This is a genomic window from Pseudomonas sp. PS02288, assembly GCF_029959715.1.
Lineage (GTDB): Bacteria > Pseudomonadota > Gammaproteobacteria > Pseudomonadales > Pseudomonadaceae > Pseudomonas_O > Pseudomonas_O kuykendallii.
In genome coordinates this window covers 1-17,544 of the sequence record NZ_JASCPA010000076.1, presented here as the reverse complement: position 1 = coordinate 17,544, position 17,544 = coordinate 1, and the positions used below count along the sequence as shown (strand labels likewise).

15 protein-coding genes are annotated in these 17,544 nt (G+C 66.8%); 9 read left to right on the top strand and 6 right to left on the bottom strand.

Annotation, left to right across the window (positions count from 1 at the left end; translation table 11 throughout):
* The 3 genes from QMX85_RS21370 to QMX85_RS21360 form a co-directional block, all read right to left on the bottom strand.
* On the bottom strand, window positions 1-337 hold a 337-nt coding region (locus QMX85_RS21370), incomplete at its 3' end, for an aldehyde dehydrogenase family protein (RefSeq protein WP_282344262.1).
* A gap of 221 nt (window positions 338-558) precedes the next feature.
* Window positions 559-3,036 (bottom strand): pyrroloquinoline quinone biosynthesis protein PqqF, encoded by a 2,478-nt coding sequence (gene pqqF / locus QMX85_RS21365; protein WP_282344259.1) that lies wholly within the window; start codon window positions 3,034-3,036, stop codon window positions 559-561.
* Window positions 3,037-3,595: 559 nt separating this feature from the next.
* Window positions 3,596-3,847, bottom strand: a complete 252-nt coding sequence (locus QMX85_RS21360; protein WP_273229137.1) for a hypothetical protein — start codon at window positions 3,845-3,847, stop codon at window positions 3,596-3,598.
* A 169-nt stretch (window positions 3,848-4,016) separates the two neighbouring features.
* Between QMX85_RS21360 and fdhD the strand changes: the two genes are divergently transcribed.
* The 6 genes from fdhD (at window position 4,017) to moaA (ending at window position 11,460) form a co-directional block, all read left to right on the top strand.
* A complete protein-coding gene (gene fdhD / locus QMX85_RS21355) occupies window positions 4,017-4,853 on the top strand; it encodes a formate dehydrogenase accessory sulfurtransferase FdhD (RefSeq protein ID WP_282344255.1) in 837 nt (278 codons plus the stop codon).
* Window positions 4,854-4,993: 140 nt separating this feature from the next.
* The gene (gene fdnG / locus QMX85_RS21350; protein ID WP_282344253.1) at window positions 4,994-8,044 is read left to right on the top strand and encodes a formate dehydrogenase-N subunit alpha; all 3,051 of its coding nucleotides are present in this window, start codon (window positions 4,994-4,996) and stop codon (window positions 8,042-8,044) included.
* A gap of 17 nt (window positions 8,045-8,061) precedes the next feature.
* Window positions 8,062-8,949: a formate dehydrogenase subunit beta gene (gene fdxH, locus QMX85_RS21345; protein WP_273229345.1), complete on the top strand. Its 888-nt coding sequence runs from the start codon at window positions 8,062-8,064 to the stop codon at window positions 8,947-8,949.
* Window positions 8,946-9,581 (top strand): formate dehydrogenase subunit gamma, encoded by a 636-nt coding sequence (locus QMX85_RS21340; protein WP_282344251.1) that lies wholly within the window; start codon window positions 8,946-8,948, stop codon window positions 9,579-9,581. Before fdxH ends, QMX85_RS21340 begins: the two co-directional genes overlap by 4 nt.
* Complete coding sequence (fdhE, locus tag QMX85_RS21335) at window positions 9,578-10,468, top strand: formate dehydrogenase accessory protein FdhE (protein WP_282344249.1); 891 nt, start codon at window positions 9,578-9,580, stop codon at window positions 10,466-10,468. Before QMX85_RS21340 ends, fdhE begins: the two co-directional genes overlap by 4 nt.
* An 11-nt stretch (window positions 10,469-10,479) precedes the next feature.
* Window positions 10,480-11,460, top strand: a complete 981-nt coding sequence (gene moaA / locus QMX85_RS21330; RefSeq protein ID WP_282344247.1) for a GTP 3',8-cyclase MoaA — start codon at window positions 10,480-10,482, stop codon at window positions 11,458-11,460.
* On the opposite strand, the gene QMX85_RS21325 is transcribed toward moaA, so the two are convergent.
* Window positions 11,457-12,758 (bottom strand): aspartate aminotransferase family protein, encoded by a 1,302-nt coding sequence (locus QMX85_RS21325; protein ID WP_282344245.1) that lies wholly within the window; start codon window positions 12,756-12,758, stop codon window positions 11,457-11,459. The genes moaA and QMX85_RS21325 overlap by 4 nt on opposite strands.
* 105 nt (window positions 12,759-12,863) lie before the next feature.
* Between QMX85_RS21325 and QMX85_RS21320 the strand changes: the two genes are divergently transcribed.
* A complete protein-coding gene (locus tag QMX85_RS21320; RefSeq protein ID WP_282344243.1) occupies window positions 12,864-13,718 on the top strand; it encodes a LysR substrate-binding domain-containing protein in 855 nt (284 codons plus the stop codon).
* Between the two features lie 157 nt (window positions 13,719-13,875).
* On the opposite strand, the gene QMX85_RS21315 is transcribed toward QMX85_RS21320, so the two are convergent.
* Window positions 13,876-14,307 carry a hypothetical protein gene (locus QMX85_RS21315; protein ID WP_090229137.1) on the bottom strand — a complete coding sequence of 144 codons (432 nt, stop codon included), beginning with the start codon at window positions 14,305-14,307 and terminating at the stop codon, window positions 13,876-13,878.
* 161 nt (window positions 14,308-14,468) lie between these two features.
* On the bottom strand, window positions 14,469-15,098 hold the full coding sequence (gene ycaC, locus QMX85_RS21310; RefSeq protein ID WP_282344240.1) for an isochorismate family cysteine hydrolase YcaC: 630 nt from the start codon (window positions 15,096-15,098) through the stop codon (window positions 14,469-14,471).
* A 204-nt stretch (window positions 15,099-15,302) separates the two neighbouring features.
* On the opposite strand from ycaC, the gene QMX85_RS21305 reads away from it, so the two are divergent.
* Together QMX85_RS21305 and QMX85_RS21300 are read left to right on the top strand one after the other, a co-directional pair.
* Window positions 15,303-16,205 carry a LysR family transcriptional regulator gene (locus tag QMX85_RS21305; protein WP_282344238.1) on the top strand — a complete coding sequence of 301 codons (903 nt, stop codon included), beginning with the start codon at window positions 15,303-15,305 and terminating at the stop codon, window positions 16,203-16,205.
* 103 nt (window positions 16,206-16,308) lie between these two features.
* The gene (locus QMX85_RS21300; RefSeq protein WP_282344236.1) at window positions 16,309-17,505 is read left to right on the top strand and encodes an MFS transporter; all 1,197 of its coding nucleotides are present in this window, start codon (window positions 16,309-16,311) and stop codon (window positions 17,503-17,505) included.
* Window positions 17,506-17,544 lie beyond the last annotated feature (39 nt).

Here is a 17,544-nt window from a genome sequence, read left to right as displayed (position 1 = left end):
TCTCGCGCACGGCCTTGCCGTTGTCCCAGGTTTCGGCGACGGCGAGCAACTCGAGGTTGGCTTCGATGCGGTCGGCGATCTTCAGCAGGATCAGCGAACGGTCCTGCACCGAGGTCTTGCCCCAGGCGTCGGCGGCGGCGTGCGCGGCGTCCAGCGCCTTGTCGATGTCGGCCGCCGAGGAACGCGGAAACTCGCCGATCACCGAGCCGTTCACCGGCGAGGTGTTGGTGAAGTACTGGCCGTCCACCGGCGGCACGAACTCGCCACCGATATAGTTGCCGTAGCGCGGTTTGAGGGTGAGGACGGAGCCAGGGGTGTTGGGTTGGGCATAAATCATGATGCTTACCTCGTTGTTGTTCTGATCCGCTCGGTGAGCAGATCCCGATTGATCGGTGTCCTGCGCTCTAGCCTATTCCGCCGGAGGCCGACCACGACTCGTCAATTGGTAGTAGATGGCTCCCTTGAGAGCGTCAAGCCGGCGCGCAGAAAGCCCGGAATTAGCGGCGACTGGATGGGAAGCACAGCCCCGCTGCGCGTCAATCGACCGCAATACGCCGCTCAGCCGAGCGACCAGCGCGCATCCGGTGGCGCCGCGTTGGCCAGCGCCAACCAGCCGGCCTGTGCCTGGCGCACGCAAGCCAGGGCGTCGAGCAACGCCGCACGACCCATCTCCCGCACACACCGGGCGATCCTATCGGCCGGCTGCTTGCCCGCCTGGGCGTACAGCGCCCAGCGCGCTTCGGCCAGGATGCGGAAGGTCGCGGGCGGCTGCGACAACTGCGCCGCCAATGGTTCGCGGAATGCCTCCAGCGCCTCGTCGGTGAGTTGCCCAAGGCGTTCTCGCTGCAAGTCGAGAAATGCCAGCAGATGCCCGAAAATCTCGGCCACCGAGGCGTTCGGAGACTGCACGGCGAACAGCAGACCGGCCTCCTCGCCCACCTGCCGATAGCCGCAATAGACGCCGTAACCCAGCTGCAAATCGGTGCGCATGTGCGTGTAGAAGGCTCCCTGCAGCACATTGCCCAACAAGCGCCAGGCGGCTTCAGCCGGGGCATCGAGGCCCGCTTGCCGGGCGAAGAGCAGCAAGGCCTGCTCCTTCTGCCCGGCCACTTCGATCCAGCGGCAGGTGGATCGAACGTTTGCCGCCGACACCCCCTCAAAAAGCCCCTGGCCCGGCAGTTCGCCCAGGACGGCATTGATCGTTGGCGAAGGCTGGCCCAGACCGAAGGCGACCCAGCGGGCCTGGTGGTATAGCGCCCTCCACGCGCCGGGAAGCGCGTCCGCCGGCAATTCCGCCAACGGCACCGCGCCCTGCAGCGTGCCAGGCAGTTCATCGAGCAACTGCCGCAGGAGCATCCCGCCGGCAGCTCGTGGCGCGGGGTCCAGCGCGTTGCGCCAGTCGTCCGCCGCGGGCTGCCGCAGGTTTTTCAGCACCTCCGGCAGAACCCGATCCACCACGCTGGCCAGGCCGCCAAGGCTGAGCAACCAGGCCCGCGCCGAGCATTGCAAGCGCACCTCGACACCGGCCTCGCTGGCGGCCTGAACGAGCGGTGCCAGCGCCGCCTGCGCGGCTCTGGCAAACACACCGGCGACCGCCGTCGGCCAGCGCCAGCGCAGGAACAGCGCCGCGTGCCCGGGCGGAATGCCGGCGTCGTTCTGCCAGCGCAGCCCCGCAGGTATTGGAGATACGGCGCGCGGCGCAGCAGCCGACTTCAGGAACGGGTTGCGCTCGGGCAGGCACCAGGCAACGGGCACGCTGCGCGCGCGGGACAACCCTTTCGAGCATCGGGCGCGCAACGCGAAACCCGGCCGCTCCAGCAACGGCTGCTCGCGCATTGAAGTGACCACCGACACCAGCGCGCCTGGCGTCAACTGCGCCAGCAACGCAGGCGCCTCGACAGACTCGTTGCCGCCCTTCTCGACCGCCATTCGCACCGCATCGAGGGCCGAGCAGGTCTGCCAACGAACGGAGCGGATTAGGGACTCCTGCTCGCGCACGTCTGCCCAGTCGCTCCGGGCGGCGAAGAACTCCAGCCACGAAAACAGCAGCGTGACGATCTCGCGCCAGGTCGCCTCATCGGCCGCCGCGCCCTCGATATCGATGGCGATCAGCGCCTGATCATCCGCCCGATAAACCCACCGCGGCGAAACCCGGTCGGCGTATCTCCGCTCGCGCAACGTCGCCTGCAGGCCGTTCGGCGCGGCACTACGCAGCACCCGGAATAGGCACTCCAGCGCGGCGTCCGCCGCGGTCGGCAGCAGCAGCGGAAAGTACAGCGCGAGCTGCGTCGGACCAGGAGCTTGCACCTCGACATGCACCGCTTCCAGCCGTAAAGCCGGCGGCCGGGCGACGACCCGGGCCCCTGGCGCCAGGTGTCGGCCATGCCGCTCGGCGAGGGCCGCCAAGGCGTCCAGCGGTTGCGCAGCGGCGATCAGCAGATGCGCCTGTCCGGCATGGTAGAAGCGCCGATGGAAGCCATGCAGCGCCAGCTGGAACGTCTCCTCCTCCACCGGCAGCGTGTCTCGGTTGCCGGCATGGAAGTCACCGAACGGGTGATGCGCCGCGAGCGCCAGGCCGAGCGCCGCATCCATCAGCGTTTCGCGGTGCTCAGCGCGAGCGAGGAACTCGGCCTGCAGCACCTCGCGTTCGCGCCTCTGCGCCCCCGGATCGAGCGCCGGGCGCGCCAGCATCTCGAACAGCCGCGCCAGCGCGCCGTCTAGCGCGAGCGGAGGCACTTCGCAGAAGAAATCGGTGTGGCGCGCCTGGGTACTGGCATTCACCTGACCGCCGGCGCCCTGTACGAACGCCATCAGCCCCTGGTCGGCAGGGAACCCCGCGCTGTCGAGGAACAGTAGGTGCTCGAGGAAATGCGCCAGCCCGGGATACTCGCGCGGCTCGTCGTGACTGCCGGCGGCCACCCGCACCCAAGCCGCGCAATGCAGGGCCTGGGGCACCTGCAGCAGCGTCACGGCCAGGCCGTTGTCCAGCGTCATGCGGCGCTGGATAACGGGCGCGTGCTCGGCGATATCGGTCATGCAGCGGTCCTTGAGACGAGAGCCGCCAGCATCGGCCAGCGCGCAGGCGGAGGCAAGAATACCTTCGGCGCATCTAAAGGTGCCGTTGGGCGGTGGGGATGGCCCATGGCCGCATGCGGGGGAAACCTTTTCGCCGGCCAGGGTCTACTCCATACACGGACGCGTTCCGTTACCGAGGATAAGACGATGTCTCCCGTACTCATGATCGTCATGCTGATATGCGCCTGGATGGCGGTTGCCCTCGCGATGCTCTGGGGTATGTTGCGGCTGACCCGCCGGCACTCTCCAACCGCGAAGCAGAAGCCGCAGGAACCGCCTGTCGAGCGTCGCCGCCACGGCCATGGCCGCCCCCTACACGGCCACTGAGCGCCCTTCCACTCCCAATGAAAAAGGGCTGACCGCGAGGTCAGCCCTTTTTTTGCGCCCCGCGTCAGACGAGGCTGAATGAGAAAGCGGCAGGCCCCGGAACGGGCTGCCGACGGCCTGAGTGTCGCGTTGGCCATTTGGGGACGGCGCGATGATAACTGTTCATCCATACAGCCTTCAACTATGCGCGACGTCACTCGTCCGGTTCGTCATCCGCGCCAAAACAGGGAATGCCCTCTTCGTCGATGGTGGTGATGCGGTCGATGATGGCCGCCGCCGTGCGTTCCGCGGTTGGCAGATCAGGAAATTCGACGTTGGCGGTGATCTCGTAGACCCCGTCATGCAGCCCCTTCTCGCCAAGCACCATCACGAAGGCCTTGATGGTGTTGCCATCCTGCATTGCACCGGACCAGGCACGGTGATTATCGAAAACGCGTTGACCCATGACGGACTCTCCTCGTTTCGCGGCGCGGGCGGCCGTTGAAAACATAGGAGGCGAGATGACCCCGGAAGTTGCCTGATCGAAAGATGGGTAGATGTCCGAAGGTCTATTAGCCTTACAGTTAAAGAGGATATAAACTCGCCACCGCCAAATTGCCGCAGTGTGTTTTTTCATGCCGACGCCGATCTCCAATTGCCGGTCCACGCCTCAGACGGAGGCGCTTCCTGACGTCTCCCGTGCGTACCGATATGCCGAGATAGACGGCTCCCAACCGTCCGGCGAAGCCTCCCTGGCGAGCGAAGTCGCGCTGGCTATCAGCTACAACGGCCTGGCGCACGCGGTGATGATGGTGACGCCCGAGGCACTGGAGGATTTCGTGGTCGGCTTCACCCGAACCAGCGGAACCGTCCAGCGGATCGACGAAATCTACGACATTCGGATGGAAGGATACGGTGACGCCTGGCACGTCGACCTGCTCATCGGCAGCCGCGCCTTCTGGCAGCTGAAGCAGCAGCGCCGGCAACTGGCCGGTAGCAGCGGCTGCGGACTCTGCGGTGTCGACAGCCTCGACCAGGCGCTGCCAACCCTCGCCAACCTGCCCCGCTCGCCGCTACCCGACGCTACTCATCTGCGAGGCCTGCGCGAGCGCGTCGGCGCTGCTCAGTCACTGGCGCAGCGAAGCGGCGCGCTGCATGCCGCGCTGTTCGTCGATGACCACGGCGAGATACGCCTATGCCGAGAGGACATCGGCCGCCACAACGCCCTCGACAAGCTGATAGGCGCGCTCGAACGCCAGCGCATCGACGCGACTCGCGGCTTCGCGGTGGTCACCAGCCGTTGTGGCCTCGAACTCCTGCACAAGGCGGTGCGCGCCGGTCTCGGCACCCTGGTCAGCCTCGCCGCGCCAACGGCACTGACGGTGGACTGGGCGCGGCGGCACAACCTGAACCTGATCCACCTGCCACAGCGCAGCGCTGCACGCGTTTACAGCCCGGCACCCGGCGGCTGAAACGCCACGACGCCAGCCCGGCGAAAGCTACCTGCGGACAGGTTCGGGCCTGACAGAACGACAAAGACAAAGCAGAGCGTGGCCACAAGCACACGCTCATTCCGGCGCAAACCGTGATGCGCCGTTTTGGGGAGATCGATATGCAGATCGGCAGAAGACAGTTTTTCAAGCTATGCACCGTCGGTGCCGCCAGCGCGAGCGCCGCGACCCTTGGTTTCGCTCCCGGCGTCGCCCTCGCCAGCCAGTCGCGCCAGTACAAACTGCTGCGCGCCCGTGAGACCCGCAACAACTGCACCTACTGCTCGGTCGGTTGCGGGGTGCTCCTGTACAGCCTCGGCGACGGTGCGAAGAACGCCAAGGGCAAGATCTTTCACGTCGAGGGCGACCCGGACCATCCGGTCAGCCGCGGCTCGCTGTGCCCCAAGGGGTCCGGGCTGGTGGACTTCATCAACAGCCCGGATCGCCTGAAATACCCCGAAGTCCGCGAGGCCGGCAGCAACGAATGGAAGCGCATCGGCTGGGACGAGGCCATCGAGCGCATCGCCCGTCTGATGAAGGACGACCGCGACGCCAACTTCGTCGAGAAGAACGAGAAGGGCCAACGGGTCAACCGCTGGGCCAGCACCGGCTTCCTCGGCTCGTCTGCCGCCAGCAATGAAACCGGCATCCTCGACGTCAAGTTCGCCCGCGGCTTGGGCATGGTGCATCTGGAAAACCAGGCACGCCTCTGCCATGGCCCCTCGGTCGCCGGCCTCGCCCCCTCGTTCGGGCGCGGCGCGATGACCAACAACTGGGTCGACATCAAGAACGCCGACGTCATCCTGGTGATGGGCGGCAACCCGGCCGAGGCCCATCCGGTGGGCTTCAAATGGGCGGTCGAGGCGAAGATCCACAACAATGCCCACCTGATGGTGGTGGACCCGCGCTTCAACCGTACCGCCGCCGTGGCCGACTTCTATTCGCCGATCCGTGCCGGTGCCGACTCGGCCTTCCTGCTTGGGGTCGCCCACTATCTGTTGAACAACGACCGCATCCAGCACGAGTACGTCAAGGCCTACACCAACGCGCCGCTGATCGTGCGCGAGGACTATGGCTTCGACGACGGTCTGTTCAGCGGCTACGACGCCACCAAGCGCGCCTACGACCGCGCCTCTTGGGCCTACGAGTTGGGCGAGGATGGCTATGCCCTGCGCGACGAGACGCTGCAGCACCCGCGCTGCGTGTTCAACCTGCTGAAGCAGCACGTCGAGCGCTACACCCCGGAAATGGTGAGCAGCATCTGCGGCACGCCGATAAAGGACTTCCTGCACGTCTGCGAGAAGCTCGCGTCCACCAGCGTCCCCGACCGCACCACCAGCATCCTCTACGCGCTGGGCTGGACGCACCATGTCGGTGGCTCGCAGATCATCCGCGCCTCCGCCATCGTGCAGTTGCTGCTCGGCAACATCGGCATGCCCGGCGGCGGCATCAACGCGCTGCGCGGCCACTCCAACGTGCAGGGTTTCACCGACCTCGGCGTGCTGGCGAACATGCTGCCGGGCTACCTGACGTTGCCGAGCGAGAGCCAGCAGTCGTTACAGGCCTACCTGGACGAGCGCACGCCCAAGACCCTGGTGGACAAGCAGATCAACTTCTGGCGCAACACGCCGAAGTTCATGGTCAGCTTCCTCAAGGGCATGTATGGCGAGAACGCCACCGCGGAGAACGACTTCGGCTACGACTGGCTACCCAAATGGGACCGCGCCTACGACGTGATGGCCTACGTCGAGCAGATGCACAAGGGACAGGTCAACGGCTACATCGTGCAGGGTTTCAACCTGATCGCCGCCGCGGCGTCCTCCGGCAAGGTGCGTGAGGGCCTGGCGAAGCTCAAGTACCTGGTGGTGATCGATCCGCTGACCACCGAGACCTCGTCCTTCTGGCAGAACCACGGCGAGTTCAACGACGTCGATCCGGCGCAGATCCAGACCACCGTGTTCCGCCTGCCGTCGTCCTGCTTCGCCGAGGAGGATGGCTCGATCGCCAACTCCGCCCGCTGGCTGCAATGGCACGCCGCGGCGCAGCCGCCACCGTTCGAAGCGCAACACGACGGCAAGATACTCGGCAGCCTGATGACCAGGATTCGCGAGCTGTACCAGCAGGAAGGCGGCACCTGCCCCGAGCCGCTGCTGAAGCTGGACTGGCATTACCACGACCCGAAGAGTCCGCACTCCGAAGAGCTGGCCAAGCAGATCAACGGCTACGCGCTGGCCGATCTCTACGACGACAGCGGCAAGCCGATCGCGAAAAAAGGCGAACTGCTGTCCAGCTTCGCCCACCTGCGCGACGACGGCAGCACCAGCAGTCTGTGCTGGATCTACACCGGGCAATGGACGCCCGCCGGCAATATGATGGCGCGCCGCGACAACACCGATACCGGCTTCGGCAACACGCCGGGCTGGGCGTTCGCCTGGCCGGCCAACCGCCGCCTGCTCTACAACCGCGCCTCGGCCGACCCGAGCGGCAAGCCATGGGACGCGAAACGCGCCTTCCTGCACTGGGACGGCGCCACCTGGGCCGGCGCCGACGTGCCCGATTATCCGGCCGGCTCGCCGCCGAACAGCGGCGTGAGCCCGTTCATCATGCTGCAGGACGGCGTCGGCCACCTGTTTTCGATGGGTGCGCTGGTCGACGGCCCGTTCCCCGAGCACTACGAGCCAGAGGAAAGCCCGATTCCGGCCAACCCGCTGCATTCCGGCAGCGGCAAGAGCCCGGTGGCGCGCATCTTCAAGGACGACCTGCCGAGCTTCGGCGGCCGCGAGGATTTCCCCTACGTTGCGACGTCGTACTCGATCACCGAGATGTTCCGCCACTGGACCAAGCACTCGCGGCTGAACGCCATCGTGCAGCCCGAGCAGTTCGTCGAGATCAGCGAGAAGCTCGCCGCCAGCAAGGGCATCGCCGCCGGCGACACGGTCAAGGTGTCCAGCCAGCGCGGCTACATCCGCGGCAAGGCGGTGGTCACCAAGCGCGTGATGACGCTGCAGGTGGCCGGGCAGGAAGTGGAACAGGTCGGCATCCCGGTGCACTGGGGTTTCGAGGGGGTAACCCGCAAAGGCTTCCTGGCCAATATCCTGAGCCCGCGCGTGGGTGACGCCAACACGCAAACCCCGGAATACAAGGCCTTCCTTGTCAACGTCGAGAAGGCCTGAGGAAACCCGTCATGTCCATGCAGTCCCAAGACATCATCAAACGCTCCGCCACCAGTGCGCTGACCCCGCCGCCCCACGCCCGCGACCAGCAGGCGGAAGTGGCCAAACTGATCGACGTGAGCATCTGCATCGGCTGCAAGGCCTGCCAGGTGGCGTGCTCTGAATGGAACGACCTGCGTGACGAGGTCGGCGAGAACTTCGGCGTCTACGACAACCCGCGCGACCTGTCGGCAGAAACCTGGACGCTGATGCGTTTCGCCGAGTACGAGAACAGCGAGTCCGGCAAGCTGGAATGGCTGATCCGCAAGGACGGCTGCATGCACTGCGCCGATCCCGGCTGCCTCAAGGCCTGCCCGAGCCCCGGCGCGATCGTGCAGTACGCCAACGGCATCGTCGACTTCCAGTCCGAGCACTGCATCGGCTGCGGCTACTGCGTCGCCGGTTGCCCGTTCAACGTCCCGCGCCTGAGCGGCAAGGACAACAAGGCCTACAAGTGCACGCTCTGCGTCGACCGCGTATCGGTCGGTCAGGAGCCGTCCTGCGTGAAGACCTGCCCGACCGGCGCGATCAACTTCGGCAGCAAGGCCGACATGCAGTTCCTCGCCGGCCAGCGCGTGGCCGAGCTCAACGGCCGAGGCTTCGCCAACGCCGGGCTGTATGACCCGCAAGGCGTAGGCGGCACCCACGTGATGTACGTGCTGCACCACGCCGACAAGCCCGAGCTGTACCACAACCTGCCCAAGGACCCGCGCATCAGCACCGCGATCCAGGGCTGGAAAGGCTGGCTCAAACCGATAGCCGCGGCGGCTTTCTTCGCCACCATCGCCGGCACCCTGTTCCATTACGTCGGTGTCGGCGCGCAGACCCTGGACCCTGAACAAGAAGACGAGGAGGAACAGGCATGAAGCGGAAAAACGCGATCCTGCGCACGCCCTACACGGTACGCATGTGCCACTGGCTGATGGTCGTCTGCTTCTTCTTCGTCGCGATGTCGGGCCTGTCGTGGTTCTTCCCCTCGCTGAGCTGGCTCAACAACCTGCTCGGCGGCCCTCAGCTCGCGCGCATCCTGCACCCGTTCATGGGTGTGCTGATCTTCCTGTTCCTCGCCTACCTGTTCATGCGGCTGGTGCGCCACAACCTCCCGGAACCCGGCGACAGCAAGTGGTTCGCCGAAATCGGGCAGGTGCTCAAGGGCGATCACAACGAAGAGCTGGACACCGGCAAGTACAACGCCGGGCAGAAGGTACTGTTCTGGGGAATCATGGGCCTGATCTCGCTGCTGCTGGTCAGTGGCGTGCTGATCTGGCGGCCGTATTTCGCCCCGCTGTTCTCGATTCCGACGATCCGTATCGGCCTGTTCCTCCACGCCCTCGCCGGCATCCTGCTGATGCTGCTGGTGATCGGCCACATCTACCTGGCCTTCTGGGTGAAGGGCTCGGTGGACGCCATGTCCAGCGGCTACGTCAGCCGCAAATGGGCGCGCACCCACCACCCGCGCTGGTACCGCCAGGTCACCGGCAAGAAGGACGCACCATGAACAGCATCAGGCTGACCCCGGTCGAGCAGCCCCGCGGCGGCATCGGCCGGATCGAGCCGCTGCTGCTGCCACGTCTCGACGGTCTTTACAGCCGTCGCGCCTCGCGCCTGCGGGCCCTCGCCGAGGGCCACGCGATGGCTGACTACCTGAACTTCGCCGCGCGCATCGCCGCTGCCCAGCAGCGGTTGCTGGAACGCGCACCGCTGCCCGCGGAGGTCGGAACGCGGCTGGCGCCCGACGACGGCGCACCCCTGGACGCCCTCAGGTTGCCGCGCGCCCCGTACTGGCAGCAATTGCTGCACGGGCTCGCCGATGAGTTGCTGGGCGACGCCACCCCGCCTGTGCGCAAGGTGCTGGAAGGCTTGCGCAAGCACTCGCCCGCGCAACTGGAAACGCTGGCCGACGCCCTGCTCGGCGGCCGCCATGCGGAGGTCGGCAGTGACCGCGCGCTGTTCCTCTGGAGCGCCCTGTCGCTGTACTGGACGCAACTGGCCGCGCGCCTGCCGCTGCATGCCAGCGCCGGCCCCGGCGGGCAACGCCAGCTGTGCCCGGTGTGCGCCCAGTCACCCGCCGTCAGCGTAATCATCGACGGCCTGCGCTACCTGCACTGCGGCCTGTGCGAAAGCCGCTGGCACATGGTCCGCGCCACCTGCAGCAATTGCGAGCATACCGGGCCGCTCGACTATTGGTCGCTGGACAGCGAGAACGCCACGATCAAGGCGGAGAGCTGCAACGAGTGCGAGAGTTACCTCAAGGTGCTCTACCTCGATCGCGATCATCAGCTCGAAGCCATCGCCGACGACCTCGCCAGCCTCGCGCTGGATGCGGACGTGGAGCGCGAGGGCTTCGCTCGCAGCGGCCTCAATCCCTTCCTGTTGCCCGGCTGACGGTGGGCGCCTTGCTGCGCGACGGCATCGGCCGCACGGTCGACTACCTGCGCCTGTCGGTCACCGATCGCTGCGACCTGCGTTGCGTCTACTGCATGGCGGAAGACATGCACTTCCTGCCGCGCCGCCAGTTGCTCGACCTCGAGGAGCTGTATCGCCTGGCCCGGTTGTTCGTCGGCCGCGGCGTCCGGAAGATCCGCCTCACCGGCGGCGAGCCGCTGCTGCGTCCAGGCATCGTTGGGCTCTGCGAACGCATCGCCGCCCTGCCCGGGCTCGACGAACTGGTGCTGACCAGCAACGGCTCGCAGCTGGTCAAGCTCGCGGCGCCGCTCGCTGCCGCCGGTGTGCGCCGGCTCAACATCAGCCTCGACAGCCTCGATCCACAGCGCTTCCGGGCGATCACCCGCAACGGCGATCTGCAGCGCGTGCTCGACGGTCTCGAAGCCACGCGCCAGGCCGGCTTCGCCAGGATCAAGCTGAACACCGTGGTTATGAAGGGACGCAACGCCGATGAAGTGCTCGACCTGGTCGACTACGTCATCGCCCGTGGGCTGGACATCAGCTTCATCGAGGAAATGCCGCTGGGCGACGTCGGCCATTCGCGCGGCGAGCGTTTCTGTTCCAGCGACGAAGTGCGCGCGCTGATCGCCCGGCGTTATGCGCTGATCGACTGCGACGAGCGCAGCGGCGGCCCGGCGCGCTACCTGCGTCTGGCCGACCATCCCGGCACGCGGGTCGGCTTCATCTCGCCGCACTCGCAAAACTTCTGCGCCAGCTGCAACCGCCTGCGCATCACCGCCGAAGGCCGCCTGCTGCTGTGCCTGGGCCATGCCGAGGCCCTCGACCTGCGCGAACTGATGCGCAACGGAGCCGACGACCGCGCCCTGCACGCGGCCATCGACGGCGCCGTGCTGGAGAAGGCCGCCGGCCACGACTTCAGCCTCGCCGGCGACGTGCAGGTGGCGCGCTTCATGAACGCCAGCGGCGGCTAGCGCACGTTCTTCATCGCCTGCCCGAGCAACGCCAGGCCGAGGTCGATTTCCGCCTCGCTGACCGTCAGCGGCGGCGCGATGCGGAACACCCCGCCCATGCCCGGCAGCTGGACGATGTTCATGCTCAGTCCGAGCTTCATGCATTCTCGGGTGATCGCGCTGCCCAGCTCCGAGGCCGGTTCCTTGCTCTGCCGGTCCTTGACGATTTCCATGCCCAGCAGCAGCCCACGGCCGCGCACGTCGCCGATGCAGTCGAAGCGCTCCTGCAGCGCCAGCAGCCCGTTGCGCAGGCGCGCACCCATCAGATTGGCGCGCTGCACCAGGCCGTCGCGCTCCACCACCTCGAGCACCTTGAGGCCGACCGCGGCGGGCAGCGGATCGGAGACATGGGTGGTGTAGAACAGGTAGACGAGTTCGTGGGCGCGCTCCTCGATCGCCGCCGAGGTGACCACCGCCGCCAGCGGCAGGCCGGCGCCCAGGGTCTTCGACAGGGTCAGGATGTCCGGCGTGACGCCTTCGCGCTCGCAGGCGAACATCATCCCGGTGCGGCCGATGCCGGTCTGCGCCTCGTCAAGGATCAGCAACATCTCGCGCTCTTCGCACTTGTGCTTCAGCGCCGCCATGTAGCCGTCGGGCAGCTCGATGATCCCGCCGGAGCTGAGGATGGGTTCGGCGATGAACGCCGCCAGGTTGCCACTGGATTGCCGATCGATAAGGTCGAAGGCGTAATCCAGCTCGCCCCGCCAGTCGAACTCGCCGTTGCGCTGGAAGCGCGGGCGGTAGGGAAACGGCGCGGGAATCGCGAACGAGCCGACTGCCGCCGGTCCTACGCCGCGCCGGCCGGCGCTGTAGGTGGCCGACGCCGCGCCTCCGGTCATGCCGTGCCAGGACTGGGCGAACCCCACGATCTCGTACTTGCCGGTGACCAGCTTGGCCATGCGGATCGCCGCCTCGTTGGATTCCGCCCCTGTGCTGAGCAGCATCGCGCGGTCCAGACCGGCCGGCGTCTTCTCGGCGAGGCGCGTCGCCAGCTCCACCACCGGGCGCGAGAGCATGCCGCTGAACAGGTGATCGAGCCGTTGCGCGTATTCGCCGATCACCGCGCTGATGTCCGGATGGCAGTGGCCGAGCACCGCGCTCATCTGCCCGGAGGTGAAATCGAGGATCGCGCGGTCGTCGGCGTCATAGACGAAGCTACCGGCGGCGCGTTCGATGATCAGCGGCTCGAAGGTGCCGCCGTAGCGGATCAGGTGCTGGCGGGCGTTGCGCCAGAAGGTCGGATCGTCGTTCGCGGACATGGACCATCTCCTTGCAGTCGGGCATCGGCGACTTGCAGTCTAGGAAGGCCAAGGTATTAACTGAAACGAATAGTTCTTATACGAGCCAGCAAGGAGGCTTATACCTTGGCGCTTTCGCTGGACATCGAGCTGTTGCGCTCCTTCGTGATGATCGCCGAGGCCCGCTCGCTCAGCCGCGCGGCGGAACGCATCGGCCGCACCCAATCGGCATTGAGCCAGCAGGTCCGCCGTCTCGAGGAGATCGTCGACCAGCCCCTGCTGCAACGCACGGGACGCGGCGTGCTGCTGACCCACCAGGGCGAGCGCCTGCTCAATCACGCGCAGCGCATTCTGCGCCACCACGACGAAGCGTTGGCCGAGCTGTCGGGCAGAGGCCTTTCCGGGACACTGCGCTTCGGCTGCCCAGACGATTACGCCGCGGTGTTCCTGCCGCACCTGTTACGCGGCTTCGCCAGCCAGCACCCGCAGGCATCGGTGGAAGTGGTCTGCGCGCCGACGCCGCGCCTGCTCGAACAGATCGACAGACACGCTCTCGACCTGGCGCTGATTTCGCTGGCCGAAGGCAGCGACGAGGCGGTGATCCGTCGCGAACCGCTGGTCTGGGTCGGTTGTCCGGGCCCCGGGGCAGCGGATTTCGCGCCCCTGCCGCTGGCGCTTTCGCAGCCCGACACCCTCGATCACCTGGCCGCCTGCAACGCCTTGCGCGCGCTCGGCCGCGAGTACCGCATCGCGTATGCCAGCAGCAGCCTGGCCGGGCTGATCGCCCTGGTACGCTCCGGCCAGGCCGTGGCGGTGCTGACCCAGACCTCGGTGCCGGCCGACCTGCAGATACTCGCCGGCGACGCCGCCCTGCCCGAGCTGCCCAGCGTCGGCATTGCCCTGAGGTTTGGCCAGGGGCAACCGACGCCGCTGGTGGACGCGCTGGCCGAACACATACGCCAGTTGCTCCCGAGCCTCTGAACGCGCGGCCCTCGCCCATCAAGGGAAAGGCGGCCGGGCAGCGGGACAGGCCGGCGAACCGTGTCCCGCATGCACGGCCTATCGGCCTATCGGCCGCTCGCCCCTCCGCCCATGAAAAAGCCCCGCCTGGGCGGGGCTTGCGTCTGCCGCTGAACGCTCAGTCGGTTTCGTCGACGATGCCGATTGTAAATCCGCTGATCGAGGTGATCTTGCCACGCCACAGCACGCCTTCGTTGGTGGGCACGAACTGGCCGCCGGTAAAGACCTTGGCGTCGCGCAGGTGGATGTAGGCGATGTTCTTCTCGTCGTCGCCCTTGACCGGCACTTCGTAGATTGCCTTCCACTCCTGCACGTATTCGAGCATCTTCGCCGCCGCGGCCTGGTCCCAGTAGCCAGTGAGCTGCGCGTGGAACGCGTCCAGGTATTCCTTGCCGCTGATGAGGATGCCGGAGACCAGCCCGGCCGGGATGGTCAGGGTGATCGGCGTGGGAATGCCCATGTTGGCGAGCAGTATGACCTTGCGTATCAGCCAGTCGGCGTCCGGGGAATCGCCCCGCGATGCATTACTGAGTTCCGCTTCTTCGGGCATGACCAAGTCTCCGTCGACAAATGAGGGGAGTAGCTGCGTCAACGGTAGTCTATCCCCATGACAACCGCCTGACTGCCGTCTCTCCGGCACGCGGTAGCGCATTCCTGCAGACAGAAAAATGCCCGCACGCGGCGGGCATTCGTCTCGAAGTGACAGCGGTATTACTTGGCGGTCAGCGCCGAGTAGCTGTTCATCAGGTTGCGGTAGTTCGGAATGCGCGGCGACAGCAGGTTGGCCAGGCCTTCCATGTCGTTGCGCCAGTCGATCTGCAGCTCGCAGGCGACCGAGAACCAGTTCACCAGCTGGGCGCCGGCAGCGGTCATGCGTGCCCAGGCGGCCTGTTGCACGGTTTCGTTGAAGGTGCCGGAGGCGTCGGTCACGACGAACACCTCGAAGCCCTCGGCCAGCGCCGAAAGGGTCGGGAACGCCACGCAAACGTCGGTCACGACGCCGGCGATGATCAGTTGCCTGCGGCCGGTGGCCTTGACGGCCTTGACGAAATCTTCGTTGTCCCAGGCGTTGATCTGGCCCGGACGCGGGATGTACGGCGCATCGGGGAACAACTCCTTGAGTTCCGGAACCATCGGGCCGTTGGGTCCGTTTTCGAAGCTGGTGGTGAGGATGGTCGGCAGTTTGAAGAACTTGGCCAGATCGCCCAGCGCCAGCACGTTGTTCTTGAACTCGTTCGGCGAGAAGTCCTGTACCAGCGAGATGAGACCGGTCTGGTGGTCGACCAGCAGAACGACGGCGTCGTCCTTGTTGAGGCGGTTGTAAGGTTTGGCAGTGCTCATGGTTCACTCCTGGGTAGCTAGGGGTTCGGATCGAGCAGCCCCTGCATCGCAACGCGCTCGATACTCGGTAATACCCTAGTGATCGCCGCCTACGGCGAATTGGACGAATGTGCTTATTTCCCGGCGACGCTGCCTGGCGGTGTTTTCAAGGGCGTCTGCGCCGGTATGCTTGCAGCCTGTTTTCGCCACGGGCAACGAGTGCACATGGACAAGCTGCTGGCGTTGAGGATGTTCGTCGGAGCCGTCGAAGCCGCCGGGTTTTCCGCTGCCGCGCGCCAGCTCGGCGTGGCCACCTCCTCGGTGACGCGGACCATCGACAACCTGGAAGCCGAGCTGGGCGCCGCCCTGCTCAACCGCTCGACCCGCCGGGTCAGCGTCACCGAGGCGGGCAACGCCTATTACCAGCATGCCCGCGACATACTCGCCGCGGTCGAACGGGCGGACGCCGCCGTCGCCGACCGTGGCAGCGAACCCAGCGGGCAGCTGCGCATCAGCGTGCCGGTGGAGTTCGGCCGGCAGATCATCGCGCCGCGGCTGCTGGACTTCCTGCAGCGTTACCCGCGCATCGAGCTGAGCATGACGCTCACCGACAAGGTGGTGGACCTGCAGAGCGAACGGGTCGACGTATCGGTGCGCCTCGGCAGCCTGGTGGTCAGTGCGGACGTCATCAGCCGCACCCTCGGGCACTTCCAGCGCTGGCTGCTGGCGAGCCCGGACTATCTGGCCGCGCACCCGCCGATAGAGCGCCCTGGCGACCTCCTGGCCCACGCCTGCCTGCGCTTCGACTACGCCAACGGTTGCCCGGCGTGGACCTTTCGCCAGACCGGCGAAGAGGTTCGCGTCGACGTCCATGGCCGCTTCAAGAGCAACAACGCCGATGTGCTGCGGCGCATGGCGCTCGACGGCGCCGGCATCGTCCTGCTGGCCGACTGGCTGGTGCGCGAGGACGTCGACAGCGGTCGGCTGGTCCGCCTGCTCGCCGGGCAGCAGATCAACCCGGGCGAGGCGCAAGCCAGCATCAACGCCCTCTTCCTGCCCAACCAGCGCGGCTCGGCACGGGTCGCGGCGTTTCTCGACTGGCTCGAGGACCTGCTCCAGCGACACTGAACGTTGTGCCGGGAGCAATGCTGCATTGCACGGCGACCCGATTCTCCCCCACGACCTCCTGACTTAACGTGGCTTCACCCTTTTCGTTCACCGAGAACCCGACATGACCGATTCAACACCCCACCCGGCCGCGGCTCCCCACCCGCTCACCCAGGGCATGGTGCTGCTGTTCGCCTTCTGCTGCGGCGCCATCGTGGCCAACCTCTACTACGCCCAGCCGATCGTGGCGCTCATCGCGCCCGCGGTGGGGCTTTCGCCGCATGGCGCCAGCCTGATCGTCTCGCTGACCCAGATCGGCTACGCGGCGGGGCTGCTGTTCCTGGTCCCGCTGGCCGACCTGCTGGAGAACCGTAAGGTGATGCTGGCGACCGCGCTGGTCGCCACCGCGAGCCTGCTGGCCGCGGGCTTTTCCAGCCAGCCGAACACCTTCCTGGCGCTGTCGCTGCTGATCGGCTTCAGCTCGGTGTCGGTACAGATCCTGGTGCCGCTCGCCGCGCACCTGGCGCCGGAAGCGACCCGCGGGCGCGTCGTCGGCAACATCATGGGCGGCCTGCTGCTGGGCATCCTGCTGGCCCGCCCCCTGGCCAGCGTGATCGCCGACCATTTCGGCTGGCGCGCGGTTTACCTCGCCGCGGCGGCGGTGATGCTGGCGATCATGCTGGTGATCTTCTTCACCATTCCGCGCCACGAGCCGGACCACAAGGCCAGCTACGCGCAACTGCTGAACTCGCTCATCGGCCTGCTTCGCAGCCAGCCGGTACTGCGCCAGCGCGCGCTGTACCAGGGCCTGATGTTCGCCGGCTTCAGCCTGTTCTGGACCACAGCGCCGATCGAACTGGCGCGCCAGCACGGGCTGTCGCAGAGCGCCATCGCGGTGTTCGCCCTGGTCGGCGCGATCGGTGCGATCGCCGCGCCCCTCGCCGGCCGCCTGGCGGACGCCGGCCACACGCGCCGCGCCTCAATGCTCGCCATGGGGCTGGCGCCGCTGGCGTTCCTGCTGGGCCTCAGCGGGCCGGGCTACAGCGTGGTCGGCCTGGCGATCACCGGCGTGCTGCTGGATTTCGCCGTGCAGATGAACATGGTCCTCGGTCAGCGCGAAATCTATGCGCTGGACCCGAAGAGCCGCGGCCGGCTGAACGCGCTGTACATGACCAGCATCTTCGTCGGCGGCGCCTTCGGCTCGGCCGTCGCCAGTCCGCTCTACGAAGCGGCCGGCTGGCCTGCCGTGGCGCTGCTCGGTGCGGCACTCCCAACCACCGCGCTGGCCGCCTTCCTGTGGAACGCGCGGCGCCGCGGCTAGAACAACCCCCCCGCCCCCCCCCCCCGTTCGTGGATAATT

Bases quoted from the DNA above. Each gene is read 5' to 3' on its own strand.
- pqqF (WP_282344259.1), bottom strand. From the start codon at position 3,036: ATGACCGATATCGCCGAGCACGCGCCCGTTATCCAGCGCCGCATGACG.
- QMX85_RS21360 (WP_273229137.1), bottom strand. From the start codon at position 3,847: ATGGGTCAACGCGTTTTCGATAATCACCGTGCCTGGTCCGGTGCAATG.
- fdhD (WP_282344255.1), top strand. From the start codon at position 4,017: ATGCCGACGCCGATCTCCAATTGCCGGTCCACGCCTCAGACGGAGGCG.
- fdnG (WP_282344253.1), top strand. From the start codon at position 4,994: ATGCAGATCGGCAGAAGACAGTTTTTCAAGCTATGCACCGTCGGTGCC.
- fdxH (WP_273229345.1), top strand. From the start codon at position 8,062: ATGCAGTCCCAAGACATCATCAAACGCTCCGCCACCAGTGCGCTGACC.
- QMX85_RS21340 (WP_282344251.1), top strand. From the start codon at position 8,946: ATGAAGCGGAAAAACGCGATCCTGCGCACGCCCTACACGGTACGCATG.
- fdhE (WP_282344249.1), top strand. From the start codon at position 9,578: ATGAACAGCATCAGGCTGACCCCGGTCGAGCAGCCCCGCGGCGGCATC.
- QMX85_RS21325 (WP_282344245.1), bottom strand. From the start codon at position 12,758: ATGTCCGCGAACGACGATCCGACCTTCTGGCGCAACGCCCGCCAGCAC.
- QMX85_RS21315 (WP_090229137.1), bottom strand. From the start codon at position 14,307: ATGCCCGAAGAAGCGGAACTCAGTAATGCATCGCGGGGCGATTCCCCG.
- ycaC (WP_282344240.1), bottom strand. From the start codon at position 15,098: ATGAGCACTGCCAAACCTTACAACCGCCTCAACAAGGACGACGCCGTC.
- QMX85_RS21305 (WP_282344238.1), top strand. From the start codon at position 15,303: ATGGACAAGCTGCTGGCGTTGAGGATGTTCGTCGGAGCCGTCGAAGCC.
- QMX85_RS21300 (WP_282344236.1), top strand. From the start codon at position 16,309: ATGACCGATTCAACACCCCACCCGGCCGCGGCTCCCCACCCGCTCACC.